Origin of the sequence: Streptomyces sp. NPDC058086, from assembly GCF_042885015.1 — a bacterium.
Taxonomy (GTDB): domain Bacteria; phylum Actinomycetota; class Actinomycetes; order Streptomycetales; family Streptomycetaceae; genus Streptomyces.
The window spans coordinates 66,094-92,032 of record NZ_JBHVST010000013.1 but is presented as its reverse complement, the minus strand read 5'-3'; the positions used below and the strand labels follow the sequence as shown (position 1 = coordinate 92,032).

Genomic DNA, 25,939 nt, shown 5'->3' with positions numbered 1-25,939 from the left:
GGTGACCGACGCCGCCACTATGGTCGGCCGCATGTCCTCACACCCCCCACGGACTCCGGCCCTCCCTGTCCTCCCGTATCGGAAACCGACCCGTGACCGGGACTACTGGGTCTTCGACGATGTGCTGCCCGACGTGGACGCCGTCCGGGCGCGCTGTCTCGCCAAGGACGACTGGGCCAAGGGCTATCCGTACACCTCGGAGAGCTGGCCGGGCCTGCGGACGATGCCGGGGCTCGAACCGGGCGAACTGGCCCGTGTGGAGCGGCTGGTGAAGAAGGCCACCGGCGCGAAGGAGCTGTGGGTGCAGAGCACGCCCTCCGGGGGCACGCTCAACCACAACTGCGTCCAGGTGGTCGGCAAGGACGAGGGCCAACCGCGGCCGCACACCGACTCCCGCGCGCTGTGCCGCTACGCCGCCGTGCTCTATCTCAACCCGGTCGTACCCAAGAGCTGCGGAACGAGCTTCTACCGGCAGAACCTGCCCGGCGGCCGGCTCGGCGGGAATGTGGTGGCGGCTCCGCACAACAACCTGGTCGACGCGCTCGGTACGCGGTTCGTGGCGCCGGACTCCTTCGTCGAGGACCTCGAGGTCCCGCACCGCTGCAACCGGCTGCTCCTCTACCACGCCAACCTGATGCACAGTGCCACCGGCTACTGGGGCAGCACGATGGAGGACAAGCGGATGACCGCGGTCTTCTTCTGGATGGCGTGAGTCCGCGTACCGATGGCGTGAGCCCGCGCGCCGATACCGAGCGGCCCCGGACCTCGCAGTCCGGGGCCGCTCGGCTGTGCCACCAGGCGCCGGCGAAACCGAGGACGACGACGACCGCGACGGGCGCGCCGTTGAAGGACTTGAAGGGCTCGCCGACCAGCCCGTTGACACGGGAGACGTTGCGAACACCCTGCGCTACCGACTGACGAAGATCGAACAGACCGTCGGTGTCAATCTCGCCGATCCCGGCATCAGGCTCGTCTTCGCTCTCCAGCTCATGGCGCTCGCCCCCGCCTGACCCACCCGTCCCGTACGACCTCGCCCTCGACGTCGCGCAACGCAGCCCGCTCGGAGAGAAACACCTCTGACTTCCACCCGCCATTTCCGGACATGCGTGGGCTACGGCTCAGTTACAGCTTGCTCAAGTCCTGGTGGCCGGACGGTGAGCTCGTCATGATGGGCGCATGACGTTGGCCTCGCGTGCCATGACGCAACTGGCGGGCTGGCCGGACCTCACGGAGGCCCGGCCGAGCTGCGGCACAGGGCGGGCGCTGAGTTCGGCACAGGGCGAGATCGTGCATTTCCATTCGGATCACGATGTCGACCTGCACCTCACAGCCCGTGCCATTCACCGTTTCCAGGATCATCTCAGGGGCGCGAGCGCGGTCCGGATGGTGCCCGAATCGCGGTGGGTGACCATACGCCTCGAAGTCGACGCCGACATCGGTCTGCTCCTCACCCTGGTGAGCCTCGCTCTGAAGGCCCACCAGACGTGGCCGGTTCCGGGCGACTCTCCCTCGGCGGGCTGCAACGACCTACGCAGCATGGTGCTTCCACGCGACAGCGTCGGCTGAGACGCCGCCTCGACCATGGGTGCCCTTCTGGTCGACGGGGTACAGGCCGAGTGTGCCGTCCGCCGGGGCGGAGGGTTCGCGCCCTGGGCGTCACCGACGTACAGGATGATGTGCGCCTTGTAGCGGTCGAGGGCGATGCGGCCGCTCCCGGCGCCGATGTCGTTCCATGGCCCACGCCCGCACCGTGCCGGCCGAACAGACCGACCCTACGCCTCCTGGGTCGACCCGATCGAGACCCGCTTCGCCACCACTGCGGCAGTTCACGCTCGCCGACTCCAACCGCCCCGACCACCCGGTTCAGACCCGCGAGCCTGTGTTCAGCGCTGATCGAAGTCATCTGGTGGGGGCGGGCGGTGGGGCCGACCAGTTCATCAGCATCACGCCGGCACTGGCACCGCTGGCCAGGCCGAACTGTGCCACTGTGTCATCCGTCCGCAGGCGGCCTTGTTCCGTGGCGACGGAGAGCTGGAGCGGGAGGGGGGCGGCGGGCCAGCCGGCGGAGTTCGCCATGCAGTTGCCGGCGAAGATTCCGGGCGTGGCGGGGGCTTCGGCGGTCAAAACGCTGCGCGGGGCGGATTCGGTGAGCCGGAAATCGCTGACCGGTTCGCTGATCACGAGGCGGGAGCCGACGTGGATGGACTCGTGGACAGCACGTGACCCTCCCCTGCTTTCCGGGTCGAGTGCCACCGCGATCCGATAGGACGACGGTTCCCGTTCGGGGGCGCCGATCAGCGAGTAGCCGCGCAGCAGCCCAGGGGCCGGCGTGACGTCGATGTGGTCGCCGGCGACGAACCCCGGTAGCGGGCTGCCGTCGACGGGTTTCGAGTTCGAGCAACCGCACTGATTCGGCTGCCTCGATCGTGTTCCGGACAACGGCCTCGATCATGGGCGCGCCTGCTCGGTCATAACGGTTCCGCCGACATACGAGTTGCCCGGCACCAGGTCCTGCCAGCGATCGTCCTGGGCGATCACGGTGTCCGGCAGCGACCGTACGTCGGTGAGGTCGACGAAGTGGGCGATCGGAACCTCGCCTTCCTCGTGGCGGAAGCCGATCGCCTGGATGCGACGAGCGATCACCCTGACGAACGGCCCGGTCCCGAAGAGGTGCTGTCGATCCGGGAGCGCCGGGACGCACCCGGCCTATTCGACCTTGACCCAGTTGAGCGTGCGCTCCACTGCCTGCTTCCAGCCCGCGTAACCCTCCGCTCGCTGGTCGTCGGACCACTGGGGCTCCCAGCGTTTGGACTCCTGCCAGTGGGTGCGCAGTTCGTCGGTGTCCCGCCAGAAGCCGGTGGCCAGCCCTGCCGCGTAGGCGGCGCCGAGCGCGGTGGTCTCGGCGACGACCGGGCGGCTGACCGGTACGCCGAGGACATCGGCCTGGATCTGCATGCACAGGTCGTTGGCGGTGACACCGCCGTCGACCTTGAGCACGTCGAGGTGGACGCCGGAGTCCTGCTCCATGGCCTCGACGACGTCGCGGCTCTGGTAGCAGATGGCTTCCAGCGTCGCCCGGGCCAGGTGGCCGTTGTCGTTGTACCGGGCGAGGCCGACGATCGCGCCCCGGGCGTCGGAGCGCCAGTACGGGGCGAACAGGCCGGAGAACGCCGGGACGAAGTACATGCCGCCGTTGTCCTCGACGGTGCGAGCCAGGGTCTCGCTCTCGGCCGCGCTGCTGATGATCTTCATCTGGTCGCGCAGCCATTGCACCGCGGACCCGGTGACCGCGATGGAGCCCTCCAGGGCGTAGACCGCTGGGCTGTCGCCGAACTGGTACGCCACGGTGGTGAGTAGGCCGTGCTGTGAGCGGACCAGTTCCGTGCCGGTGTTGAGCACCAGGAAGTTGCCGGTGCCGTAGGTGTTCTTGGCCTCGCCGGGCGCGTAGCAGACCTGTCCGACGGTGGCCGCCTGTTGGTCGCCGAGCACCCCGCTGATGGGGATGGCGGCGCGCAGTGGCCGGGATGTGCGCGTCACACCGAACGCCTCCCGATGGGACGAGGGGTTGATGGTGGGCAGCATCTCCCGGGGGATATGGAAGAAGCCCAGCAGTTCGTCGTCCCAGTCGAGGGTTTCCAGGTCCATCAGCATGGTGCGGCTGGCGTTGGTCACGTCGGTGGCGTGGATGCCGCCGTCCGGGCCGCCGGTCAGGTTCCACAGAACCCAGCAGTCCGTGTTGCCGAAGAGGGCGTGTCCCTGCTCGGCTGCCTCGCGGACGCCGTCGACGTTCTCCAGGATCCACTGGATCTTGCCGCCGGAGAAGTAGGTCGCCGGTGGCAAGCCCGCCTTGTGGCGGATGACGTCTCCCTGGCCCGAGCGTTCCAGGGCCGCGGCGATGGAGTCGGTGCGGGTGTCCTGCCAGACGATGGCGTTGTAGTAGGGGCGGCCGTTGCGCGGGTCCCAGACAACGGTGGTCTCCCGCTGGTTGGTGATGCCGATCGCGGCCAGGTCGGTCGGGGACAGGTTCCCGTGCCGCAGAGCGTTCTGTATCACGGAGTTGGTGCGCTCCCAGATCTCGACGGGGTCGTGCTCGACCCATCCGGAGCGCGGAAGGATCTGGGCGTGCTCCAGCTGGTGCTTCGCCACCTCGTTGCCCGCATGATCGAAGATCATGAATCGGGTACTGGTGGTCCCTTGGTCCACCGCGCCGACGAAATCAGCCATAGGGTGCCACCTTTTGGTAGGTGTCAGTCCTTGGGAGCGGGGATACGGCCCGGGGGCTCCGGCTCCGCTGTCGGCAGGAATCGGCCGACGAAGAACTTGTACAGGGCCGCACCGACCAGACCGCCGGCCAGGGGACCGAGGATCGGCACCCAGAAGTAGAAGTTCCCGTACTGATCTCGCCATGCGCCGCCGTACCCCGTGAGGAAACTGGCCAGACGGGGACCGAAGTCACGTGCCGGATTGATCGCGTAGCCCGCGTTGGTACCCCAGGCCATGCCGATGCCCACGACGACCAGGCCGATGATGAACGGGCCCAGGTTGGCGCCAGGGGGTGTGTTGAGCAGGTCCGTGATGGCCAGGATCAGCAGCAGCAGGATGGCGGTGCCCATGACCTGGTCGCGAAACGCGCCCCACTCGTACACCGGCAGGTTCGGGTTGCCGTTGGCGGGGAGCGTGGAGAACACGAACTGCGTCTTGATCGTGTGACCTGGGTCGGCCTTCGCCAGCGCTTCGGTGTAGTCCCACCGCACGAGGAGGGCCGCCACGAAAGCGCCGGCCGTCTGCGCCAGCGCGTAGGGCGCCACCTTGTTCCACGGGAAGCCCTTGAACGCGGCGAGGGCGACGGTCACCGCGGGGTTGAGATGCGCGCCGCTCAGCCGTGCCGCGACGTAGACACCCATGGTGACGCCGATGCCCCACGCCCAGGAGATGCTGTCGTGGTTTCCGAGGCCACCCGGTGGAGTCGTGAGCGCTCCGCCGGCGACCACCTGGGCCACCACGCCGCAACCGAAGAGGATGAGAATCATGGTGCCCGCGAATTCAGCCGATAGCTCGCCAATCAACCCCGACCTTTTGAACCGCTCAGTCATGTAAGCCCGCCTCCCGCCGGTTCAGCACCGGCCGTCGACTGCCCGAGTCCTCACGGCATCAGCATAGGTCGATCAAGAAATAACCGCAGAAACAGCGAAATATCGCACTCTCAGACCTGGTCATTCGCCGGGACACCCCCTTCGGGGCCCGCGCACCGATGTCCACGGCCGCGCCGGATCAACGCTTCGCCGGGTGCCGGGTCAGGCACGGGCTGCGCGGCGAGGACGCTCACAGCCACGCAATGAGACATAACTCTAGGTAATGAAGATAACAGGGCAAATCGATATCACGAGGGTCTCGACCATCCCCCAGTCGGCTTCCTACGCGGTTCGTTGCGCAGTGACAACAGCGGCGACGCGGATCGGACCCCTGCCGTCCTGCGCGGGCAGTTCGCCGTAGCGAGTGAGGGTGGGGAGTACCGTCGCGGGCAGTGGATCGCGCTGCCAGACACAGTTCGCGTCGAGCACGGGCCAGAAGCCGGGGTCACTCTCGTACGGATTGCGCTTCACGAAGCCGGGGGTCCCCGGCTGTTATCGAACGGCCGTTCAGGGGCGGACGGTGACAGGACCGCCGAGCCCCCGGTTCCAAGAACGCGACCGCGAGCAGCAGTACACGCCCGATGACCAAGGTGCCGCAGCGCAGCCGCACTGGCCTCCGATTCGCCATCGACGCCCCGCATCCGCACACGCGTTCCCCGCGGGGAGAGTATCGACTACGCCGCCAGGGGGACGACGACTGCGTCCGTCCCCTCGAGGTACGGAGTCCTCTTTGGTCCGCCGGTGGGGTGCGCGCCCTTCCCTGGCCGGCCGGTCCGGGCTACGAGCACTCCAAGTACGAAGATTTTGCGATCGCGCGAGGATCGCATGAACCACTCCCCACCTGCGCGAAGTCCCCTTTGTCCGTCTGCACGGCCCGGCGGTAACTCCGCGTTCACGAAGCCTCCCTTCCTCACCGTTCTACGCGCGTGCTGTCATGCACGTGCCCATCACTCCCGGGTGGGCGTCAACTCGACCAGGAGCGACGCATGTTGTGGAAGGTCCTCGGCCGCGCGGGTGTCACGCTGACAGTCGGCGCCGCCGTGCTCGCCACCGCCGTCCCCGCGAACGCCGCAAGCTACTCCGCGTTCGCCTTCTCGCAGAGCAGCAGCCAGCCGACCATCTATGGCTTCATCAACTCGGCCACCTCCTCCCTCGACATGACCATGTACGAGCTGGAGGACACCACGGCCGTCAACGACCTCATAGCCCTGGAGAACAAGGGCGTCAGGGTACGGGTGATCCTGGACGGCGCGCACAAGTCCGCCAACCAGTCGGCGTACAACGCCCTGACGAGCGCGGGCGCGGGAGTGGTCTGGTCGTCCTCGACCTTCGTCTACACCCACCAGAAGACCGTCACGGTGGACGGCGCCAAGTCACTGATCCTCACCGGCAACCTCACCTCCCAGTACTACCCGACCGGCCGTGACTACGGCGTGTTCGACGACGACAGCCGCGACGTCGCCTCGATCGAGAAGGTCTTCAACGCGGACTACACGAGCACCGCGATCACGCCGACCGATGGCGACCATCTGCTCTGGTCCCCCACCGACTCCCGCAACCGCCTGCTGTCCCTGATCAACGGCGCCACCACGACGCTCGACGTCGAGGAACTGGAACTCAGCGACAGCGCGGTGGTCAACGCCATCGTGGCCAGGGCACAGGCGGGCGTCACCGTACGCCTGGTCCTGGAGACCCCCTCCAGCTACTCCAGCGAGGTGTCCGCGATCAAGGCGGCCGGCGGCACGGTCGTCGGATACTCCGACCCCAACGGCTTCTACATCCATGCCAAGGCGATGGTCGCCGACTACGGCCTGTCCACCCAGAAGGTGGAAGCGGGTTCCATGAACATCAGCAGCAACTCGCTCAGCAACAACCGGGAACTGGGCATCATCCTCACGGGCACCGGTGTGGCCCAAGCCGTTGCCACCACCATCGAGACCACCTTCAACAGCGACTACTCGGGCGGCACCACCGCCTAGCACCCGTTGCAGGCTCGGCCTTCACCTTCCAGGTCCGGGCTCCCATGGCGCCACCGGAGGGCAAGGCCGCGGGCCTTCGCGCGTTTCAGATGCAGAGCGAGCAGGAGGGGGTGTGGAAACGTGGGGCGCAATCTTGAGTCTCCAGCAGGGGGAGACAGAAAGGTGAGCTCATGGACGGCGGCACCCTGTACTCAATCGGTGAACTGGCTCAGCGCACCGGGCTGACAGTCAAGACGATCCGGTTCTACTCCGATCGCGGCATCGTGGCGCCTGCCGACCGCACCCACGCCGGCTACCGGCGCTATGCCCCGGATGCCGTCGCTCGCCTCGCCCTCGTGCGGACACTGCGCGAACTGGGACTCGGCCTCGACATGATCCGGCGGGTCGTGGATCAGGAACTCACCCTCAGCGCAGTGGCCGCGGAGCACGCCGCCGCACTGGACGTACAGATCAGCGTCCTGCGTCTGCGACGGGCGGTGCTGACGGCCGCCGCCGAACGCGAGCCCACCCCCAAGGAGATGGAACTCATGCACCAGTTGGCGACGCTGTCCGAAGCCGAACGCCGACGCCTGATCGACGACTTCCTCGACACCGTCTTCGAAGGCCTCCACAGCGGCTCCCACCATGCCGCGGCTCGGCGCTCCATGACACCCGAGCTCCCCGACAACCCCACAGACGATCAGGTCAGGGCATGGGTGGAGCTGGCGGAACTGTCCCTGGACCCGGACTTCCGCGCCGGCCTGCGGCGCCTGGCCGAAGACCATGTGGCCGGCCCGCCCGACGGCACCCCCACCACGCCACCGCGCCCGGACATGGTCGCCGTCGCCCGGGATCTCGTGAAACCAGCCGTGGCGTGCGGCATCACCCCGGGTTCGTCTCAGGCCGGTCCTGTCGTAGCGGCGCTCACCGCTCACTGCGCGCTCGCCCACGGCCGCCCCGATGACGCCGAGCTGCACCGGTGGCTGCTGCACCGTTTGGAAGCCGCGAGCGATCAGCGCAGGGACCAGTACTTCCAGCTGGTCGCGCTGATCAACGAGTGGCCGGCACCGGAGCGCCTCGCCCCGGTGATCGACTGGTCCGTCGCAGCTCTGCGGATACGGGCAGCTCGCTGACGCGTCCCTCAACGCCCGCAGCTTGGGATTCCATGACGCTACTGGACCGCGGCGCATGCACGCGGCCGGGAAGTGGCGCCCCGAGCACCGCAGGCACTGACGTACTGGGCCTTCAAAGACGTGCCGCTACGCGGATCAGGTCGGCGACCGCGCGAAGTCGGCTCTGCGACGGCCAGGCGATCACCGTTGTCACGGGCGGAGCATCCAGGACCGGCACGGCGGCGAGATCCCGGCGCAGGTCTGCGCCGGCGGACTCGGGCATGATCACGGTGGTACGGCCGAGCGCGATCAGCTGCAGGAGCTGTGTCAGGTTCCGTACCTCTGCCCCTGGTCCCTCCGGGTAGCCGCCGCCAGGATCGGGCCAGCGAGCCATCGGAAGTTCCGGCAATGCGGTGACCTCGGCCACCCGGAGATGAGAGCGGCCGGCAAGTGAGTGAGAGGTGGGCAGGATCGCCACCTGTCCCTCGGTGTACAGGGTTTCGGTGTCGAGCCCGACCGTCGAATCGAATGGCAAGTGCAGCAGAGCCACATCGGCTTGCCCATCCACCAGCAACTTCTGTTGCTGACGCGCCTCACAGAGCATCAGATCGACGGTGGCCGCGCCGGGCTCCGCACGGTAGGCATCGAGCAGTTTGGCCAGCAACTCGCCGGCAGTACCGGATTTGACGGCGAGGACGAGACGGGGGCGCCTCTGCGCAGCCTGCTGGGTACGCCGCTCGGCTGCGGCCACCGCGCTGAGGATCGCACGCCCCTCGCACAGCAGCACGGCCCCGGCCTCGGTGAGCGTGACCTTGCGGCTGGTGCGCTCCAACAGCGTGACCCCGAGGTGTCGTTCGAGCCGCGCGATCGCGCGGGACAGGGGCGGTTGGGCTATCTCCAGACGTTGGGCGGCCTTCCCGAAGTGCAGTTCCTCCGCGATGGCGACGAAGTACCGCAACTCGCGTATCTCCATGCGTTCACAGTAACTCCGGCGGACGGTCGACCGATGTCGCGCAGGTATTGCTGCATGACCGAGATGGTGTTGGTGCCTGGTCGAAGCGCGGCCATGCTCGCTGTCATGAGTGAGAAGACAATCGCGCTGGTCACCGGTGCGAACAAGGGAATCGGGTACGAGATCGCGTTCGGGCTGGGCGCATTGGGCTGGAGCGTCGGTGTCGGCGCTCGAGACGAGGGGCGCGGGAAGGACGCCGTGGCGAAACTGCGCGCGGCGGGTGCCGATGCGTTCGGCGTGCCCTTGGACGTGACCGACGACGAGAGCGTGACCGCCGCGGCGCAGCTGATCGAGGAGCGAGCGGGACGCCTTGACGTGCTGGTCAACAATGCCGGCACTGCGGGCGGTTGGCCGGAGGAGCCCACAACCGTCGACCTCGAGACCGTGCGGCGGCTGGTGGAGACCAACGTCATCGGCGTCATCCGGGTCACCAACGCGATGCTGCCGCTGCTGCGCCGCTCGGCGCACCCGCGGATCGTCAACCAGTCCAGCCATGTCGGCTCTCTGGCCCTGCAGACCACACCCGGTGTCGACCTCGGAGGGATCAGCGGGGCCTACGCGCCGACGAAGACCTGTCTCAACGCCGTCACCATCCAGTACGCCAAGGAGCTGAGCGACACCAACATCTTGATCAACAACGCCTGCCCCGGCTACGTGGCCACCGACCTCAATGGGTTCAGCGGTACCCAGACCCCTGAGCAGGGCGCGGTGATCGCCATCCGGTTGGCGGCTCTGCCCGACGACGGCCCTACCGGCCGGCTGTTCGACGACAAGGGAGTCGTGCCATGGTGATTCGAGCTGACGGATGTGTTGCCGTACACAGCTTGCGCGGAGGAAGCACGGACTCCCCCTGGCACCGTGCGGCGATGACTGCTCCGGGATTCGCCCTGTCCACGGCCTTCTGGATGGTGCGCAAGGAGTGGTCGAGCGCGCCCGCGGCGCTGTCGTCGCCGGTCGCCTGCGCGGGAAGCGTCGCCGGGTCACCAGCGTGGAAGTCGGAGCTCGTACTCGGGGTGGAACCGCCGCATGTAACCGGTGTCGTCGCGGCCGCGCAGGCCTGAGTCGAGGTAGCGGCGATGGAGGCGCTCCAGGGCGTCGTGGTCGAGTTCGACGCCGAGGCCGGGACCGGTGGGGACCTTGACCGCACCGTCGCGCAGTTCCAGGGTGCCAGGGACGATCACGTCGTCCGCGGAGTTCCACGGGTAGTGGGTGTCGCAGGAGTGGTCGAGGTTCGGGAGGGTCGCGGCCACGTGGGTCATCGCGGCGAGGCTGATGCCGAGGTGGGAGTTGGAGTGCATCGACAGTCCGATGCCGAACGCCTCACAGATGGCGGCGAGTTCACGGGGGCGGCGCAACCCGCCCCAGTAGTGGTGGTCGGTGAGGAGGACCTGGATCGCGTTCTGTTCCACGGCCGGGCGCAGATGTTCCCAGGCGATCACGCACATGTTGGTGGCCAGCGGCAGGGGTGAGGTCTCGGCGACCTCGGCCATACCGGGGATGGTGGGAGTGGGGTCCTCCATGTACTCGATCACGCCGTCCAGTTCCCGTGCCACGTACCGCGAGGTCTCCACGGTCCAGGCCGTGTTGGGGTCCAGGCGGAGCGGGCTGCCGGGGAAGGCCTCGGCGAGGGCCTTCATCGCGGCGATCTCCTCGTCCGGCGGGAAGACTCCGCCTTTCAGCTTGAACGAGTCGAACCCGTACCGCTCTCGCATCACCTTGGCCTGTTCGACGATGCCCGCCGGGTCGAGGGCCTCCCCCCAGCCGTCGCCGATCGCCGGGCGGCCGTCGAGCGCCGGGTGTTCGGCCCATTTGTAGAAGAGGTACGCGGCGAAGGGCACGGAGTCGCGGACCCTGCCGCCCAGGAGATCGCTGACGGGACGTCCGGTCAGCCTGCCCTGCGCGTCGAGGCAGGCCACCTCCACGGCGGAGGTGATCCAGCCACGCTCGTGGGAGCCGGGCACGGTGGGCAGCAGGGCGGCGTCGATGGCGGCGGCGACGGCCGTGGTGTCGAAGACGTCCATGCCGACGATCACCTTCCCGGCGGCCAGCAACCGTTCGAGCCGGTCGTCGCCGCCGGGGGTCTCGCCCAGGCCCACGGTGCCGTCCTCCAGGACGAGTTGCAGGACACAGCGCAGCGCGAGGGGCTCGTGCACTCCGGGACTGCCTCCAGGTCGGGGTCGATCGCACTTAGTTCATGTCCGTGAGCCCGCTTCATCAATCTGAATCACGCAACGGGCCCCGGCGCTCACGTACTCGGTGAGTGCCGGGGCCCGTCGAAGAGTCGTCGAGATCCGGTGATTCGGATGACAGATTTCAGATTTCAGATTTCAGATTTCAGATTTCAGATTTCAGATTTCAAAAATCACCTGTCAGACATCAGACGACAGACGTCAGGAGCTGGTACGCGTCGAGCGTCGACGCCGGGTGACGACGGTGATCGCTCCACCGGCCACGAGCAGAGCCGCAGCGCCGGCGGCGATCGGCAGGGCGTTGCCACCGCCCGTCTCCGCGAGGTCGCCGGGCGGGGTCGACTGGCCGCCGTTCGGCGAGGGAGCCGGCGGCGTGGTCGAGTCGGAGGCCGACGGGGTGGCCGGCGACGTCTCCGGGGTCGACGGCTCGTCGGGCGTCGTCGGGGTCGGGCTGCCGGGGGTCTCCGCCGGCGGCGTGGAGGCCGGCGGAGTCGAGGCCGGTGGCGTCGTCTCGGGCGTGCTCGGCGGCTGCGCCGTGCAGTCCTTCTTGCCGCCGTTCCACGCCATGATCAGCTTGTCCTTGATGACCGCGCGGTCCGGCCCCTTGGGCAGGTCGCCGTGCTCGAAGCCGTCCTTGGCATCGAGCTTGCCGTCGAACTTCACGGCGCCGCGGTAGAGGTCGATCTGCGCGTAGCAGCCGGCGTCGGGCACCGCGATGTCGAGGGAGTCGGTCTCGCCCGGCTTGACCTTGACACTGTCGAAGTCGTGGAAGACCTGCTCACCGGAGGTCTTGAAGGTGGCCCCGTGGGTGCGGTACGCCGCGAGGGAGGCGGTGCAGGACCCGGCGTCGCCCGCCGCGCGCACCTTGATGTGCACCTTGCCGTCTTCGGTGGGCTTCAGGTTCTGGTCGTCGACGCGGACCCAGTCGTAGAAGTTCGTCCCGTCCAGGGAGAACTCGCAGCGATCCGCCGCGGTCACCGTACCGGCGCCCTGGCCGGGCTTGTAGGCACTGTTGCCGCTGTCCCAGCCGTCTCCGCCGGGGGTACCCGTGGCCCAGGCGCTGGTGGTGGCCGCGGAGAGGGCGAGGGCCGCCGCGCCCGTCCCCAGCAGGCAGCGAAGGGTGACACGTCTCGCTATGGACATGCAGATCCCATCTTGATGATCCAAGACCCGGTCGTCGGCGGCAGGGCAGCGCACAGCAGCCGGGGCCGCACCGGGGATGAGTGGTCGAAGAAACACTGGACCCAAGGGTCAGATGGGCCACAGCTCGACCACATAGTCGATCACCCTGCAGGGGCTGTCAACCTCCTTGAAAACACAATGAGTTCACGTGCCGCCACATTTCCGACACACAGGGAATCAGCGATTCCGCGGTGGCTCGACGGCGGCCGGTCCGCAGTCGCCCGCGTCAGGCCGAGCGCCGACGCCGACGCCGACGCCGACGCCGATGCCGACGGGGCACGCGATCGACCAGCACCTTCACCGGGGGAACTCAGTTCCCTCGATCATGTGCACTGAGTGCCACGCTTTCCACGCGATGCTAGGTTCCGTCCATGAGCGAGGAACCCCGCGGCGGCGACACCCCCGACACGACGACGGCGAAGCCGCCCATGCGGGACGCGCTGGTCGCGGCGGCCTTCCAGTTGTTCCTGGAGCGCGGGTACGAGCAGACCACGGTCGACGACATCGTCACGCTCGCCGGGGTCGGCCGACGGTCCTTCTTCCGCTACTTCCCCTCCAAGGAGGGCGTGGTCTTCCCGGACCACGAGCGCTGCCTGACCGATATGACGGCGTTCCTGGGCGCCGGCACCGGCGAGGAGGAGCCGGTACGCAGAGTGTGCGACGCCGCCCGACTCGTGTTGCGCATGTACGCCGAGAACCCGACCTTCTCCGTGCAGCGCTACCGCCTCACCAAAAAGGTCCCCGGTCTGCGCGCGTACGAGTTGTCGGTCGTCTGGCGCTACGAGCGCGCCCTCGCGGAGTATCTGCGCGACCGCTTCGCCGGCCGGCCCGACGGCACCCTGCAGGCCGACGTCATCGCCGCGGCGGTGGTCGCCGCGCACAACAACGCCCTGCGCTCCTGGCTGCGTTCGGACGGACAGAGCGATCCCGACACGGCCGTGGACCACGCGCTGGGATACGTGCAGGCCTCGTTCGGCAGCTCCCCCGGGGACGGTCACGCGCGGGCCGAGGAGCAGGAGGACGTGGTCGTCGTGATCTCCCGGCGAGGGGCACCGATGTGGCGCGTCGTACGGGAGATCGAGTCCGCGCTCGGCCGGGAGTGAGACGCCGAATCGCACCCACTTCCTCATTGAGGGTACCGAGTGCCTTTACGTGTGGCACTCAGTGCCATACCCTGTGGCTCGTGCGCGGCGCTCCGGGCACTTCAGACTCCGGCCCAGTGCAGGGAGATGACACGTGTACCACTCAGGAATCGCCCTTCATCCGGGCGTCGGATCGGCGACGGACATACTCGGCAGCGACTCCGCACCGAACGGGACGTCGACCTCGGACGCTCTCCTCTTCCAGCGGTGCCGCTGGTGCGGGACGGCGATGTTCCACCGCCTTCTCTGCCCGGTCTGCGCGGGCAGCGACCTGCGGACGGAGACGAGTGCGGGGGCCGGCGTCGTACGCCATTCCACCGTCGTCCACCGCAACACCCCGGCGGCCCGGAACGTCTCCCTCATCGAGATGGCGGAGGGGTTCACTGTGCGCGGTCGGGTGATGGGCGCGCCCGCCGACGTCCACAGCGGCGACCGGGTCCAACTCTCCACCGCCCAGGACCCGGTGCGCGACCAGCCGGTGTTCCAGCTCGTCGACGGCCCCTATCGCGGCTGGAGTTGATGCGGGGCGGCTGAACGAACCGGCGCGCGCTGCCAGTTCGTTCAGTCACCGGGAGAGAACCCTCAGCCGTACGTGATGTCGGACGTCGCGTACTTGCAGTACGTGCTGTCGGGGCCGGTCCCGTTCGTGGTCGGTTCGGCCCCCGTGTTGTTGCCGATGTACTTCTGGCAGGGGATGATCTTCTTGCTGGAATCCCCGACGATCTTGATGGCCTTGAGGGTCGCGCTGTCGCCGTAGTTGGTGTTGATGCCGACGAGCTTGCTTCCCTTGTAGGTGGCCTCGATCCCGTTGAGGTTGATCGCCCGCTTGTACTGCGTCTTGCAGTTGCCGCACGAGCGGACGAACGTACCGAAGGTCCGCACCGCGAAGTTCGAGACGTTCAGCGTTCCGGCGCCGTTGAACTGGAACACCTTGTCGCTGGCTTCCTTCGCCCCGCCGCCCGAGACGGTGTAGACGTTGGATGACGAGGAGCCCAGGAACGTCGCCGCGTCCTCGCCCACGTCCTCCCACCAGACGTTCTGCAGCGTGCAGCTGCCCAGGCAGTGGACGCCGTCCGCGGCGGGGGCGCCGATGATGACGTTCTTGAGAACGGTGCCGGCGGCCAGCTCCAGGATCGGCCCCTGGTCCTCGTCCTGACTGCCGGAGCCCAGGTCGCCGGTGCCGTAGAGCCGCTTCATCCCGTAGTCCTTGGTACCGGAGACCGAGATGGTGGCCGAGACCGCCTGACTGCCGTTCGCGGTGGGCCAGGTGGCGGCACTCGCCGGAGACAGGGCGCCGTTTGCCATGATCATGACAGCCGACAGGCCGACTGCGGCCAGGGAGCCGGTGAGGGCGCGCCGTCGGGCACGCGGGCGTACTGATGAGGTCATGTCCCGATTCCTCCTTCTGAACGTGGGGGCGGTCAGAGCTTTCCTGCGCCCGCGCCGGACGTCACCGAGGCGACGACGCTTGAGGCGGGCTCGGCGGTGTAGCCGTAGGGCGGGGTGGTGAAGGTGCCCACCTGCGAGATCTCGGTGGCGGCTCCCCCGAGGTCGTTGCCGCGCAGGTTGGCGTATCCGTCGACGTCACTGTCGCGGTTGGTCGTGACGGCGACCGTGGTGGTGCGGAAGACGTTGTTCTCGACGAGCATCTGGGCGCCCATGCGGGAGTGCACGGCGGTGTCCGCCCCGACGACGTAGTTGTCGTAGAAGTGGCCGGTGCCGAAGCGCAGGCTGGGGATGCGGGAGTTGACGTTGTTGAACCAGTTGTGGTGGTACGTCACCCGCAGATGCCCGGTGTCCTCGCTCGCGTTGTTGTCGCTGTGGCCGACGAGCGAGCCCTTGTAGTGGTCCTTGAAGGTGTTCCAGGACACGGTGACGTAGTCGGAGCCGTGATTGATGTCGAGCAGACCGTCGTAGTAGTCCTTGCCGTGGTCACGGTCGGACGAGAAGGAGTTGTGGTCGATCCACACCTTCGTCGACGCCTGCACGGTGATGCCGTCGGCCGGCTTGAGCGGCTTGCTGATGTCCAGGTTGCGGACGACCACGTTGGTCACCTTCTTCAGCCGCAGCCCGCCGCCGGTGAAACCGGACGCCGAACCCACGCCGAGAACGGTGGTGTTGGAGCCGATGTCGACCTGTCCACTGAGCGTGATCAGGCCGTTCACACGGACCACCTTGGCGGTGTCGCCCGTGACGGCCGCCTTGAAGGCGTCGAGGGTGGAGACGGTGACGGCGGTGGCTCCCCCGCCACCGGTGGTCCCGGCACCGAAACCGACCGGAGAGTTGTCGGTCGCCGAGGCGGACGACGGGAGGACGAGAGCGGTGGTAGCGGCCAGGGCGGCCGCGGTGGCCGTGGCCAGGGCCGGTCTGCGGGTGCGTGTTCGTGGGGGGCGAGTACGCATGCGGGTGCGTCCCTTCGGGAGTGCCGTAGGTCATGTACGCGAACGATGTACACCATGGCGGACAGCATGAGGCGCTCATGACGCTCCCACCGAGGATCTTCGGCTCCAGGGAGTGCGCACATTCCCAGGTGATGCGGCTCGGAGATCTGATGTCTCACATATGAGATGTCAGGCGCGGGTCAGGCTGCCGAACGGGAAACGTAAGGGGTAAGCGCTTTCTAGTCAACGCTTCGCGCAGAACACATCCGGTCGACTCCCCTGCCCCGCCCGTTCGGTGACACAAGGAAGCCGGGCCCGATCCACAGAGGGATCGGGCCCGGCGAGGTTGTTCGGCCGCGCCGCGAGGGATGGCGCGTCAGCTGAGGCCGAGGTCGGAGAGAGCGGTGGTCCAGTCGTTGATGATGGCGTCCTGGGCGTCGGAGAGCGAGACCGTACCCGCGCAGACGGCCTTCTTGAGTTTGTTCTCGACGGTGTCCTTGTTGGCCGCGGTCTTGCTGCCGTAGTGCGGCTCGGGCCAGAGGTTCAGCTCGCTCTTCGGGGCACCGCCGAGCTCCAGGGGCACGAAGTGGTCTTCTTCGTAGTCCGAAGTGCTGGTGTCGGTGTAGCCGTACTCGACGATCTGCTTCTTCTTCAGGGCGGTGGTGTACGAACTGGAGGGCCGTACGGTCGCGGTCCAGCCGGAGACACAGATCGTGGAGTCGATGGTGGACTGGGTGACGTCCGGGTTGAGGGCGCCGGGCTGACAGCTGGGGTCCGGCAGGGGGAGGTAGGCCTGGCTGCACGTCGCGGCGTGGGCGCTTCCGGTGGCGACGGTGATGCTGGCGGCGGCGAGAGCGAGGGCGGACAGGGAGGTGATGAGGGGGCGGGATATGCGGGACATCGTGGGGGTCTCCCGATGTGGTGCCCGGCAGGAATTCCGGGCGGTCGTGCGCATGACAGCACTGGGAACGTCTATGCGGGTAGACCCTTTGACCGGACCGGGAGACGCTTGATTGAAGGTTTATCCATGGCCTGGCAGCTTCGGATGAAGTCATGGTCCCGGCTTGGTTGTTCAACGCGGGACGTCTTCGGAGCCGCCTCGGCGTCGGGGGACCGCGTGCGGGAAACGACCGACGGATCCGGGGCCCCGGCCCTGACGCCGCAGGGGGCGGAACGCACGGTCGGTCCGGAGTGAAGCCGACCACTCTCTGTCGGCGCCTCCCCACCAAGGAGGCGCGCGTCGGCGAGTCTGTCGCCGCCCGCCACGGAAAGTTCGTCGCCCTCGCGGAGACGACCGGGCGCGCCCCTGGGAATGCCTCTAGGCCCTGTCGCAGTGCCGGCGCCGCGGGCCTCGTCGTGGGCCTCGTCGTGGCGACCCGGCCGATCGCCGGATCGACCAAGAGGGCGTTGCCGCAGGCGGCGAAGTTCGGCACCGGTGGGGAGGGAGGGGCCATGGCCCGGGCGGTCGCCACCGGCCGTCTTCACCCGGGCGGGGCACCCCCCTCACATTCGAGGGGGCTGTCTCGTCATAGAGGTATGAACTCGAAAATCAGGTACGCCAGTCTCGGTCTCCTGGCCGTGACCGGGCTGTACACAGGCATCTGGGCCTACTGCTCGCCGACGAGCTGGTACGCGAACTTCCCCGGCCTCGGACTGAGCTGGCTGCCCCAGCTGGGCCCCTACAACGAACACCTCACCAAGGACGCCGGAGCCATGTTCCTGGCCCTGGCCGTCCTGACCGTCATCGCCCTGCGCTCCGCGCACAACACGCGGCTGGTGCAGACCACAGGTGCCGTGTGGCTGCTCTTCAACGTGCTGCACTTCAGCTACCACGTCCAGCACCTCGACATGTACAACACCCGCGACCAGATCCTCAACGTGGTCTTCCTCGCCGCACTCATCCTGCTCGCGGCCCTGCTGCTGCTCCCCGCCCTCCCCGCACGACAGGACCGCGCACGATGACGCACAACCGCAACGGCGACAACGGCAGCGTGAGCGCGAAGGAGGAGCCCGGCATGCGGGTGGCGGTGGCAGGCGGTACCGGACTGGTGGGACGGTTCGTGGTCGAGGAGCTGACTGCGGCCGGGCACCACCCGGTGGTACTGGCCCGGTCCACAGGGGTGGACCTCGTGACCGGCACCGGACTCGACGCGGCCCTGGCCGGCGTGGAGGCGGTCATCGACGTCACCAACGTGACCACCACGAGCGGCAAGAAGGCCATCGCCTTCTTCGACCGCGTCGCCCACGCCCTCCTGGGCGCCGGTGAACAGGCCGGGGTCCGCCACCACATACTGTTGTCGATCGTCGGGATCGACCGGGTCGGCCTCGGCTACTACCAGGGAAAACTGCGCCAGGAGAACGTACTGAGGAGCGGGCGGACGCCGTGGACGGTGCTGCGCGCCACCCAGTTCCACGAGTTCGCCCAGCAGACCCTCGACCGGGTCCCTGGACCGCTCGCGGTCGTACCCCGGATGCGAACCCAACCCGTCGCCGCCCGCGAGGTCGCGCGGCACCTCGTACAACTCGTCCCCGGCCCGGCCCAGGCCATGGCCCCCGAACTCGCCGGACCGCGTGTCGAACAGGTCGTCGACATGACGCGACGTCTGCTGCGGGCCCGCCACCAGCACCGGCTGCTGCTGCCCGTGAAGATGCCCGGCGCCACCGGCACGGCCATGACCGGCGACGGCCTGCTCCCCACCGGACCCGGCCCCCGCGGCAGCCAGACCTTCGCCGAATGGCTCACCCACCACACCGCCCACCACGCCCACCAGGGAGGATGACGGCCCCGTGTCCACACCCCCGGGACCCGCCCAGGACCCCACCCTCGGCAGCCTCATGGCCGAACGCCGCCGCCTGCTCAACCTCGGCTACCGCATGCTCGGATCCCTGCAGGACGCCGAGGACGTGGTCCAGGAGACCTACGCCCGCTGGTACAGCCTGCCCGAGAAGGAACAGCAGGCGATCGTCGCACCGCTGGCCTGGCTGACCCGGGTCGCCTCCCGGATCTGCCTCGACCACCTCGCCTCGGCCCGCGTCCGCCGCGAGCAATACACCGGTGAGTGGCTGCCCGAGCCCGTCCGGCACAGTGCCGCGTGGACCAGCGCAGGCGATGAGGGCGGGGCCGACCCTGCCGACCGGATCACCCTCGACGAGTCGGTCAGCATGGGCATGCTGGTGGTCCTGGACTCGTTCACTCCCGCGGAGCGCGTGGCCTTCGTCCTCCACGACATCTTCGGCATGCCGTTCACCGAGATCGCCGACACCGTGGGCCGCACCCCCGCCGCCTGCCGCCGGCTCGCCTCCTCCGCCCGCCGACGCATCGCCGACCAGCGGCCCGGCAGCAGTACCGCAGACGAACACCGGCAGATCGTCACTGCGTTCCGCCACGCCTGCCGGACCGGCGACCTCGACACCCTCGTCGCGCTCCTCGACCCCGCCGTCGAGTCACGCAGCGACGGAGGCGGCAAGGTCCGCGCCGCCCTGCGCCCGATCATTGGCCGGGACAAGGTCGCCCGCCTCTTCCTCGGCCTCATGCGCAACGAACCCGAGGTGGAACTCGTCGAGGAGGACGTCAACGGCACCCCCGGTGTCACCGTCCGCATCGCCGGCACCACGATCGCCGTCCTCGCCGTGGACATCCATGACGGACTGATCACCGACGTGTGGATGGTCCTCAACCCCGACAAGCTCCATGCCTGGACCGGCTACGAATCCCGCTGAGGAACGGATCTGCGCGGCCGGGTCGTCCCGTTCGCGTGGGTCTACCGCGGCTCGAAACTCGGCTCGACGCCCGTCAGGTCGCGGCTGAGATCCCACAGCCGAGCCGCGACCCGGGCGTCGGCGAAGTGGTCCCGGACAGGTTCGAGCCGCGGCTCGCCGCGCAGGCCGAAGACCGTCGGCCCCCACAACTGCCCTCCTCCCACCCCGGGGTCGAGAACGGCCCGCACCGCGGGCCACGCACCGGCCTCCTTGCCCTGGACAAGGAGACCGGCAGGCAGGCCACGCAGCCGTGCACCGGCACTGCGCACATGCACCGGCGGCCGGGAAGGGGTCAGGGAGTCCAGCGCGCCGCCGGGATGAGCCACCACACTCAGCACCGGGCTGCCGGCCGCCCGCAGACGGCGGTCGAGCTCGAATCCGAAGGTCATCTGCGCCAGCTTCGAACGCCCGTAGGTGCGCTTCGGCCGGTAGTCCCTGCCGGACTGCGGATCGTCCAGGTCCAGCCGCTCGGACCGCGCCGCGAAACTGCCGACCGTCACGACGCGGGCCGCCGGTGCGGCCGACAGCAGCGGCGCCAGCCACCGGGTCAGCGCGAAGTGCCCGAGGTGGTTGGTTCCGAACATCAGCTCGTTGCCGTCCCCGGTCCACCGGCGCGGCGGCTCGTCGAGCGCCACCCCGGCGTTGCAGACCACCGCGTCGAGGCGCTCCGTCTCCAGCGAGTCCACCGAGGTCCTGAGCGACGCCAGATCAGCTAGGTCCAACCGGAGATGGCGCAGCCGCGCACCCCGGACGCGGGATCGGATCGAGCCCATGGCGGCTTCGGCCTTCGCCGGATCCCGACTGCCCAGGACGACGGTGGCTCCGGTCCCGGCGAGTTGCTCGGCAACGAAATACCCGATGCCCGCGTTGCCGCCGGTGATCAGAATGGTGCTGCCGTCGGCACGCGGCAGCCGACGGACATCCCATGACCGGGTACGGGACATGGACGACATGGGCGACGTGGGCGACATGGGGCAGGCTCCTGGTGCTCGCTGCGACGGGACGGCTCAAGGTCGCAACAGCGGCTGACAGATCACCTACACGGCACCGACAACCCCGACAGGCCCCCGACAACCCCACCCACCGGGCAACCAGGCATACACCGACCGACGGAGGCGTCTCGGCCAGCGTCAGGTTCTACAGGCAGACGGTGCCGCATCACTACAACCCTGACCCCACCGCCTACTTCGGCGACCGCAAGTGCCTGGTCGTCCACCACGACTACGACCCGACCCCGGGCTGCGGCGGCTTCAAGCTCGACGTCGTCCTGCACAACCTGCGCTACCAGCCCGGCCATCCGGCCGGACTCACCAGCGTGGGCGGCGCATTCGCCGCAAACGCCGACACCGCGCGCACCTTCGGCTGTCTGCGCCCGGACGGCACCTTCGACCACGGTACGAGTTTCGTCGTCCGCACCACGCGACAGCAGTTCCTGGACAACTACTTCTATCCGGACAGCAACTACATCCTGTCCTGGGACCGGAACCACGACTCGGACGAGGGGCCGAAGTTCTCCATGAACTTCGGCCCCGTACAGGTGAGTTGCCCCGGCGGTGGCCGGGCCCTCACCCCCTCCTCACGTGGTCACGGAGATGCGAATCCCGACCGTGCCGCCCTCGCCCCGCCGCAGACGGCTGCCGAAGAGGGTGAGACGGCCGATGATGCCGTACTTGCCCGCGATCAGCTGCCGGTAGCGCGCGGTGGCGGCCGGGTCGAGGATCTCCGCCGTGGCGGGGACCTGCTCGCCGGTCGGATTGCCGCGCGCGTCGCACGGACCCACCAGAACGTCGGCCCGGTTGCGGATCCGCTTCACCTTCCAAGAGTCCGCGCTGGTCCAGGCGCCGAGCGCCGCACCGTCGCGGACCACCCACACGGGCGTCGCCACCCCCGTACCGTTCTTGCGGTAGCTCGTGATCAGCAGGAACTTGCTCGAACCGAGCGCGTCCAGCTTCGTCTCGTCCATGCGGGAAGTCTAAGCAGTCACGGCCGGGAGTCCAGGCCGCCCGTTCAGGACAGCTGGCCGTTGTAGTCCGGCAGCTTGAACGTGCGCTCGGCGTGGCCACCGACGAGGTCGGTGTCGTTGTTGCCGACATTGGCGATGATCGTGTAGCCCAGCGACTCGATCTCCGCGCGCTTGCTGGTCTTGTAGGCGCTGACCTCGTCGAACAGATCGGGCAGGTCGCGCGTGTAGAGACCGGAGACCGGGTAGCCGACGCTCGTCAGGTTCCACTGCGTCAAGGACGAGATGATGCCCGGACGTGCGCTGATGAAGAAGATGTCGACGCCGCGGGAGCGCGCGTAGCGGGCGAGGTCGAGCGAGGGCTTGACCGCCGGGGTCGGCAGCTCGTACCACGGGTGGAAGTCCGTCTCCAGCGTGGTGTTGTCGATGTCGAAGACGAGGGCCAGCTTCTGCCCTGCGGCGTTCGCAGTGCGCTGCTCGACGTAGGGCCGTGCCTGGTCGATGACCGCCTTGACGTCGCTCTGCCAGGTGGCGTAGTCGACCGCGGCCGTCGTCGCCGTCGCGCTCACCGCCGTCTGGGCCGGAGCCGCGGCGGCGGTCCCCGCAGCGGTGACCGTCCCCCCGATGCCCAGCGCCACGACCGCCGAGACCGCGCCGATCCGGCGCCCCACACCGCGTCCTGTCATGCTCGTCCCCTTTTCACGTCGGAGCGGCGAGGTGCCTCGACCGTCGCCGCTGGACAAATGATCGTGCCTAAGGATGTACGAGAAGGGAAGAGGAAGTTACTGATCGGTAGAAGAACTCGTGGCCGCTGCCCTCCCCTCCGACGCGGGGTGGCACCCAGGGTCATCCCGTGTGAGCCTGGGCTCGCGGGCGGCGGGCCGCGATGTCGGCACACGGAGAGAGGCAGCTGGGATGGACGCACCGAACATCGTGATCGTCGGCGGCGGGTTCGCCGGCGTCGAGTGCGCACGCGGGCTCGAGCACGCACTTCAGCCGGGTGACGCCCGGATCACCCTGGTCAGCCCCACCGACTATCAGCTCTATCTGCCGCTGCTGCCGCACGTCGCCGCCGGTGTCGTCACCCCGCAGTCCGTGGCCCCCTCGCTGCGCAGGATCCTGAGGCGCACGACGTTCCTGCCGGGCGGGGTGATCGGCGTGGATCCCGCGTCCAAGAGGTGCGTCGTACGCAAGATCACGGGGGAGTTCGTCGATCTGTCGTACGACTACTTGCTGCTCACCCCGGGCAGCGTGACCCGCACCTTCGACATCCCCGGTCTCCTCGACGAGGCGCGCGGAATGAAGACGCTCGCCCAAGCGGTGTATCTGCGTGACCATGTGATCGCCCAACTCGACCTGGCCGCGGCCACGTCGGACGAGGACGAGCGGGCGGCGCGACTACAGTTCGTCGTGGTCGGCGGCGGATACGCGGGCGCCGAGACCGCGGCCTGCCTGCAGCGCCTGACCACCGCCGCGTCGAAGCGCTACCACCCGCGACTGGATCCCGGGCTCATCAAGTGGCACCTGGTGGACGTCGCCCCCAAGCTGCTCCCGGAGCTCGGTGACAAGCTAGGGGCGAGTGCGCTGCGCCTGCTGAGCGAGCGCGGACTGGAGATCTCCCTCAAGACGACCGTCGCCTCGGTCACGGAGGGCAAGATCACCCTCACGGACGGCCGGGTACTGCCGTCACGGACGCTGGTGTGGACGGCCGGTGTGGCGGCGAGTCCGCTGGTCGACTCGCTGGGCGCGGAGACCGTACGCGGCCGGGTCCTCACCGAGACGGACTTCAAGGTGCCGGGCCTGGACGGGGTGTTCGCGCTGGGCGACGCGGCCGCCGTGCCCGACCTGGCCAGGGCCGACGGTTCCTACTGCCCGCCGACCGCGCAGCACGCCGCCCGGCAGGGCCGGCACGCGGCGAAGAACCTGGCGGCGGTGCTGCGGGGGCAGCCCATGACGCCGTACAAGCACAAGGACCTGGGCCTGGTCGTCGACCTCGGCGGCCACGACGCGGTGTCCAAGCCGCTCGGCATCGGTCTCAAGGGCGTGCCCGCGCAGGTCGTGGCCCGTGGATACCACCTGTACGCGCTGCGCACGGGCACGGCCCGGATCCGTACGGCCACCAACTGGTTCCTCAACGCGGTGGCGGGCGACGACTTCGTGCGCACCGGCTTCCTCGCCGACCGGAAGGGGACCCTGCGGGAATTCGAGCACACCGACAGGTACCTGACGCCGGAGGAGGTCGCCGCCCGCATGCGCCGCTGAGGCCTGTCGGGTGGACAGGACCTGGTCATCGTTCGGTGGTGCTGTTCAGCAGAGCGAGGTAGCGGCGGCCGAAGAGGTAGGCGTCACCCGGCCAGCGGGCCGAGAGGTAGCGGCCGTCCTCGACGACGAACGCGTCCGTGTCGTCGGCGGCGGTACCGCGCCGGGTCAGGGTGCGGGGGCCGCGTGCGAACTGCGTTTCCGGGTCGGCGAGGGCCGCCCTGACCTCGTCCTCGACGTACGCCGGATAAGTGCGGTAGTAGCGGCCGAGGCGCCAGGCGGTGGTGAAGTAGGCCGTGCGTTCCATGTATTTGGGCAGGCAAGTCGTGCGCCGGTCGGCCAGGACACTGCGGCCGGTGGTGAGGTCGCGGGCGCGGGCGAGCACCAGGACGCCGTGGCAGATCGCGCCGACGGGCCGTTCGAGGGCCCAGAAGCGGGCGATCTGCTGGTGAAGCGCCGTCGAGCCGAGGTACTGCCGCATGCCGGGTGCGTGTCCGCCGGGCAGCAGCAGGCCGTCGTACTCCATGACATCGGCCTCGGCCCAGGAGACGGTGGTGGTGAACTCAGGTGCCCCGGTGAGCTGCTCGTAGAAGCGCCGGGGCTCCTCGGCGGCGCCCAGTTGTCCGAAGAGCACCCCCGTCAGCAGCCGCGGGTCCGCCGCCGGCCGGGTGCCCGCGTGCTCGGTGGCGAGCACGACCTCGTGCCCCGCATCGGTGAGGATCCGCCAGGGAACGGCCACTTCAGTGACATCGAAGTCGCGGTCGGGGACCGGCATCAGCACGCGCATGCGCACATCATGGCAGGCCCCCGGGGTTGCCACTGGTACGGCCGACAAGAGAGTGGCAACTTCCCTTTCCCGCCGACTTGTTGACGCCTACATTGCCGGTTGCCACGTCATCTCAGGAAATGCCCAGGAGCTGATTCCGTGCCCGAGAACCCGGCCGCCTCGAACCTCCCCGCCGAGGAGGTGCTCAGCCGGATCATCACGACGCGCCCGCACACGGCCCGGATCTGGAACTACTGGCTCGGCGGTGGCGACTACTACGAGGTCGACCGGGCGGCCGGGGAGCGGATCCGTCAACTGCACCCGGGAATCGGCGACTACGCGCGGGCGGACCGGCTGTTCCTGGGACGCGCCGTACGCCATCTGGTCGCCGAGTGCGGAACACGCCAGTTCCTCGACATAGGCACCGGCCTGCCGACCGCGGACAACACGCACGAGGTGGCGCAGCGGTTCGCCCCGGACGCCCGGATCGTGTACGTCGACAACGACCCGCTGGTCCTGGCGCACGCCCGCGCCCTGCTCACCAGTGCCCCCGAGGGCCGCACCGACCATCTCGACGAGGACCTTCGCAATGTGGACGCCATCCTCGAACGCGCCGCGAGGACGCTGGACCTGAGCGAGCCGGTCGGGTTGATGCTGCTCGGGGTCGTCATCTTCATCGGCGACGACGTGGAGGCGTACGACATCGTGCGCCGACTGCTGGAGGGGCTGCCCTCGGGGAGCCATCTGGTCCTCTCGCACACGATCACCAGCCCGGCGATGCCGGACGTGGATGCCGCCGTCTCCTACTGGAACCAGCACGGCACACCCTGGATCACCCAGCGCACCCCCGAGGCGATCACCCGGTTCTTCGACGGTCTCGATCTCCTGAAGCCCGGTGTCGTCTCCTGTTCGCGCTGGCGGCCGGAGGCGACGGACGGGGACGAACCGGCGGAAGTGGCCATGTTCGGCGGGGTGGGCCGCAAACCCTGAACCGGAGAACGGCCGAGGGTGAACGCGGGGGCACGGGCGCACGTATGGAAGGAGGGCTCACGACCGGAGCCCCGGCGGCGTCGACGCCGCACCGTAC

At 68.7% G+C, this 25,939-nt stretch carries 27 protein-coding genes and 2 pseudogenes; 14 read left to right on the top strand and 15 right to left on the bottom strand.

Going from position 1 to position 25,939, the window contains the following annotated elements; translation table 11 throughout:
• Window positions 1-31 precede the first annotated feature (31 nt).
• From ACFVWD_RS13115 to ACFVWD_RS13105, 3 genes are all read left to right on the top strand, one after another.
• Window positions 32-712: a DUF6445 family protein gene (locus ACFVWD_RS13115; protein WP_389595797.1), complete on the top strand. Its 681-nt coding sequence runs from the start codon at window positions 32-34 to the stop codon at window positions 710-712.
• Window positions 713-788: 76 nt separating this feature from the next.
• The gene (locus ACFVWD_RS13110) at window positions 789-1,010 is read left to right on the top strand and encodes a helix-turn-helix domain-containing protein (protein WP_389595795.1); all 222 of its coding nucleotides are present in this window, start codon (window positions 789-791) and stop codon (window positions 1,008-1,010) included.
• Window positions 1,011-1,176: 166 nt separating this feature from the next.
• Window positions 1,177-1,566 carry a luciferase family protein gene (locus ACFVWD_RS13105; RefSeq protein ID WP_389595793.1) on the top strand — a complete coding sequence of 130 codons (390 nt, stop codon included), beginning with the start codon at window positions 1,177-1,179 and terminating at the stop codon, window positions 1,564-1,566.
• Window positions 1,567-1,899: 333 nt separating this feature from the next.
• On the opposite strand, the gene ACFVWD_RS13100 is transcribed toward ACFVWD_RS13105, so the two are convergent.
• The 5 genes from ACFVWD_RS13100 to ACFVWD_RS13080 all read right to left on the bottom strand — a co-directional run bounded on the left by ACFVWD_RS13100 (window position 1,900) and on the right by ACFVWD_RS13080 (window position 5,603).
• A complete protein-coding gene (locus ACFVWD_RS13100) occupies window positions 1,900-2,439 on the bottom strand; it encodes a hypothetical protein (protein ID WP_389595791.1) in 540 nt (179 codons plus the stop codon).
• Window positions 2,440-2,448: 9 nt separating this feature from the next.
• Window positions 2,449-2,643, bottom strand: a complete 195-nt coding sequence (locus tag ACFVWD_RS13095) for a hypothetical protein (RefSeq protein WP_389595789.1) — start codon at window positions 2,641-2,643, stop codon at window positions 2,449-2,451.
• Window positions 2,644-2,706: 63 nt separating this feature from the next.
• Window positions 2,707-4,224, bottom strand: coding sequence for a glycerol kinase GlpK (glpK, locus tag ACFVWD_RS13090; RefSeq protein WP_389595787.1), 1,518 nt, complete (start codon window positions 4,222-4,224; stop codon window positions 2,707-2,709).
• Between the two features lie 23 nt (window positions 4,225-4,247).
• On the bottom strand, window positions 4,248-5,093 hold the full coding sequence (locus ACFVWD_RS13085; RefSeq protein ID WP_389595785.1) for an MIP/aquaporin family protein: 846 nt from the start codon (window positions 5,091-5,093) through the stop codon (window positions 4,248-4,250).
• Between the two features lie 321 nt (window positions 5,094-5,414).
• Window positions 5,415-5,603 carry a hypothetical protein gene (locus tag ACFVWD_RS13080; protein WP_389595783.1) on the bottom strand — a complete coding sequence of 63 codons (189 nt, stop codon included), beginning with the start codon at window positions 5,601-5,603 and terminating at the stop codon, window positions 5,415-5,417.
• A 515-nt stretch (window positions 5,604-6,118) separates the two neighbouring features.
• On the opposite strand from ACFVWD_RS13080, the gene ACFVWD_RS13075 reads away from it, so the two are divergent.
• The 3 genes and pseudogenes from ACFVWD_RS13075 to ACFVWD_RS13065 form a co-directional block, all read left to right on the top strand.
• On the top strand, window positions 6,119-7,111 hold the full coding sequence (locus tag ACFVWD_RS13075; RefSeq protein ID WP_389595781.1) for a phospholipase D-like domain-containing protein: 993 nt from the start codon (window positions 6,119-6,121) through the stop codon (window positions 7,109-7,111).
• Between the two features lie 170 nt (window positions 7,112-7,281).
• Window positions 7,282-8,223 carry a MerR family transcriptional regulator gene (locus ACFVWD_RS13070; protein ID WP_389595779.1) on the top strand — a complete coding sequence of 314 codons (942 nt, stop codon included), beginning with the start codon at window positions 7,282-7,284 and terminating at the stop codon, window positions 8,221-8,223.
• A gap of 39 nt (window positions 8,224-8,262) precedes the next feature.
• A pseudogene (locus tag ACFVWD_RS13065) lies at window positions 8,263-8,337 on the top strand (GNAT family N-acetyltransferase); the annotation flags it as partial.
• On the opposite strand, the gene ACFVWD_RS13060 reads toward ACFVWD_RS13065, so the two are convergent.
• On the bottom strand, window positions 8,336-9,175 hold the full coding sequence (locus ACFVWD_RS13060) for a LysR family transcriptional regulator (protein ID WP_389595777.1): 840 nt from the start codon (window positions 9,173-9,175) through the stop codon (window positions 8,336-8,338). The pseudogene ACFVWD_RS13065 and the gene ACFVWD_RS13060 sit on opposite strands and share 2 nt — an antisense overlap.
• Before the next feature lie 93 nt (window positions 9,176-9,268).
• Between ACFVWD_RS13060 and ACFVWD_RS13055 the strand changes: the two genes are divergently transcribed.
• Window positions 9,269-10,006: an SDR family oxidoreductase gene (locus ACFVWD_RS13055; protein WP_389595907.1), complete on the top strand. Its 738-nt coding sequence runs from the start codon at window positions 9,269-9,271 to the stop codon at window positions 10,004-10,006.
• Between the two features lie 188 nt (window positions 10,007-10,194).
• Here the strand turns inward: ACFVWD_RS13055 and ACFVWD_RS13050 are convergent.
• Together ACFVWD_RS13050 and ACFVWD_RS13045 are read right to left on the bottom strand one after the other, a co-directional pair.
• A pseudogene (locus tag ACFVWD_RS13050) lies at window positions 10,195-11,376 on the bottom strand (enolase C-terminal domain-like protein); the annotation flags it as partial.
• Window positions 11,377-11,604: 228 nt separating this feature from the next.
• Complete coding sequence (locus ACFVWD_RS13045) at window positions 11,605-12,546, bottom strand: LAETG motif-containing sortase-dependent surface protein (RefSeq protein ID WP_389595775.1); 942 nt, start codon at window positions 12,544-12,546, stop codon at window positions 11,605-11,607.
• A gap of 467 nt (window positions 12,547-13,013) precedes the next feature.
• Here ACFVWD_RS13045 and ACFVWD_RS13040 point away from each other — a divergent pair, with 467 nt between their 5' ends.
• Together ACFVWD_RS13040 and ACFVWD_RS13035 are read left to right on the top strand one after the other, a co-directional pair.
• Window positions 13,014-13,688: a TetR family transcriptional regulator gene (locus ACFVWD_RS13040; RefSeq protein ID WP_389595905.1), complete on the top strand. Its 675-nt coding sequence runs from the start codon at window positions 13,014-13,016 to the stop codon at window positions 13,686-13,688.
• A gap of 133 nt (window positions 13,689-13,821) precedes the next feature.
• Window positions 13,822-14,247, top strand: a complete 426-nt coding sequence (locus ACFVWD_RS13035) for a Zn-ribbon domain-containing OB-fold protein (protein ID WP_389595773.1) — start codon at window positions 13,822-13,824, stop codon at window positions 14,245-14,247.
• 62 nt (window positions 14,248-14,309) lie between these two features.
• Here the strand turns inward: ACFVWD_RS13035 and ACFVWD_RS13030 are convergent, their stop codons facing one another.
• The 3 genes from ACFVWD_RS13030 to ACFVWD_RS13020 form a co-directional block, all read right to left on the bottom strand.
• Window positions 14,310-15,116, bottom strand: a complete 807-nt coding sequence (locus tag ACFVWD_RS13030) for a pectate lyase (RefSeq protein ID WP_389595771.1) — start codon at window positions 15,114-15,116, stop codon at window positions 14,310-14,312.
• Window positions 15,117-15,148: 32 nt separating this feature from the next.
• Window positions 15,149-16,129, bottom strand: a complete 981-nt coding sequence (locus ACFVWD_RS13025; RefSeq protein WP_389595769.1) for a polysaccharide lyase family 1 protein — start codon at window positions 16,127-16,129, stop codon at window positions 15,149-15,151.
• 355 nt (window positions 16,130-16,484) lie between these two features.
• Entirely contained in the window at window positions 16,485-17,009 is a 525-nt protein-coding gene (locus tag ACFVWD_RS13020; protein ID WP_389595767.1) for a hypothetical protein, read from the bottom strand.
• A gap of 635 nt (window positions 17,010-17,644) precedes the next feature.
• Between ACFVWD_RS13020 and ACFVWD_RS13015 the strand changes: the two genes are divergently transcribed.
• The 3 genes from ACFVWD_RS13015 to sigJ are packed head-to-tail and all read left to right on the top strand — an operon-like array spanning window position 17,645 to window position 19,828.
• Window positions 17,645-18,070 carry a hypothetical protein gene (locus ACFVWD_RS13015; RefSeq protein WP_389595765.1) on the top strand — a complete coding sequence of 142 codons (426 nt, stop codon included), beginning with the start codon at window positions 17,645-17,647 and terminating at the stop codon, window positions 18,068-18,070.
• The gene (locus ACFVWD_RS13010; protein WP_389595763.1) at window positions 18,067-18,888 is read left to right on the top strand and encodes an SDR family oxidoreductase; all 822 of its coding nucleotides are present in this window, start codon (window positions 18,067-18,069) and stop codon (window positions 18,886-18,888) included. Before ACFVWD_RS13015 ends, ACFVWD_RS13010 begins: the two co-directional genes overlap by 4 nt.
• Window positions 18,889-18,895: 7 nt before the next feature.
• Window positions 18,896-19,828, top strand: coding sequence for an RNA polymerase sigma factor SigJ (sigJ, locus tag ACFVWD_RS13005; RefSeq protein ID WP_389595761.1), 933 nt, complete (start codon window positions 18,896-18,898; stop codon window positions 19,826-19,828).
• Between the two features lie 41 nt (window positions 19,829-19,869).
• On the opposite strand, the gene ACFVWD_RS13000 is transcribed toward sigJ, so the two are convergent.
• From ACFVWD_RS13000 to ACFVWD_RS12990, 3 genes are all read right to left on the bottom strand, one after another.
• The gene (locus tag ACFVWD_RS13000) at window positions 19,870-20,838 is read right to left on the bottom strand and encodes an SDR family NAD(P)-dependent oxidoreductase (protein WP_389595759.1); all 969 of its coding nucleotides are present in this window, start codon (window positions 20,836-20,838) and stop codon (window positions 19,870-19,872) included.
• Between the two features lie 605 nt (window positions 20,839-21,443).
• Window positions 21,444-21,830, bottom strand: coding sequence for a PPOX class F420-dependent oxidoreductase (locus tag ACFVWD_RS12995; RefSeq protein WP_389595757.1), 387 nt, complete (start codon window positions 21,828-21,830; stop codon window positions 21,444-21,446).
• Between the two features lie 44 nt (window positions 21,831-21,874).
• On the bottom strand, window positions 21,875-22,513 hold the full coding sequence (locus tag ACFVWD_RS12990; protein WP_389595756.1) for an HAD family acid phosphatase: 639 nt from the start codon (window positions 22,511-22,513) through the stop codon (window positions 21,875-21,877).
• Window positions 22,514-22,742: 229 nt separating this feature from the next.
• On the opposite strand from ACFVWD_RS12990, the gene ACFVWD_RS12985 reads away from it, so the two are divergent.
• The gene (locus ACFVWD_RS12985) at window positions 22,743-24,089 is read left to right on the top strand and encodes an NAD(P)/FAD-dependent oxidoreductase (protein WP_389595754.1); all 1,347 of its coding nucleotides are present in this window, start codon (window positions 22,743-22,745) and stop codon (window positions 24,087-24,089) included.
• 25 nt (window positions 24,090-24,114) lie between these two features.
• Here ACFVWD_RS12985 and ACFVWD_RS12980 read toward each other — a convergent pair whose 3' ends face one another.
• A complete protein-coding gene (locus ACFVWD_RS12980) occupies window positions 24,115-24,873 on the bottom strand; it encodes a type 1 glutamine amidotransferase domain-containing protein (protein WP_389595753.1) in 759 nt (252 codons plus the stop codon).
• Window positions 24,874-25,011: 138 nt separating this feature from the next.
• Between ACFVWD_RS12980 and ACFVWD_RS12975 the strand changes: the two genes are divergently transcribed.
• Complete coding sequence (locus tag ACFVWD_RS12975; RefSeq protein WP_389595751.1) at window positions 25,012-25,842, top strand: SAM-dependent methyltransferase; 831 nt, start codon at window positions 25,012-25,014, stop codon at window positions 25,840-25,842.
• Window positions 25,843-25,939 lie beyond the last annotated feature (97 nt).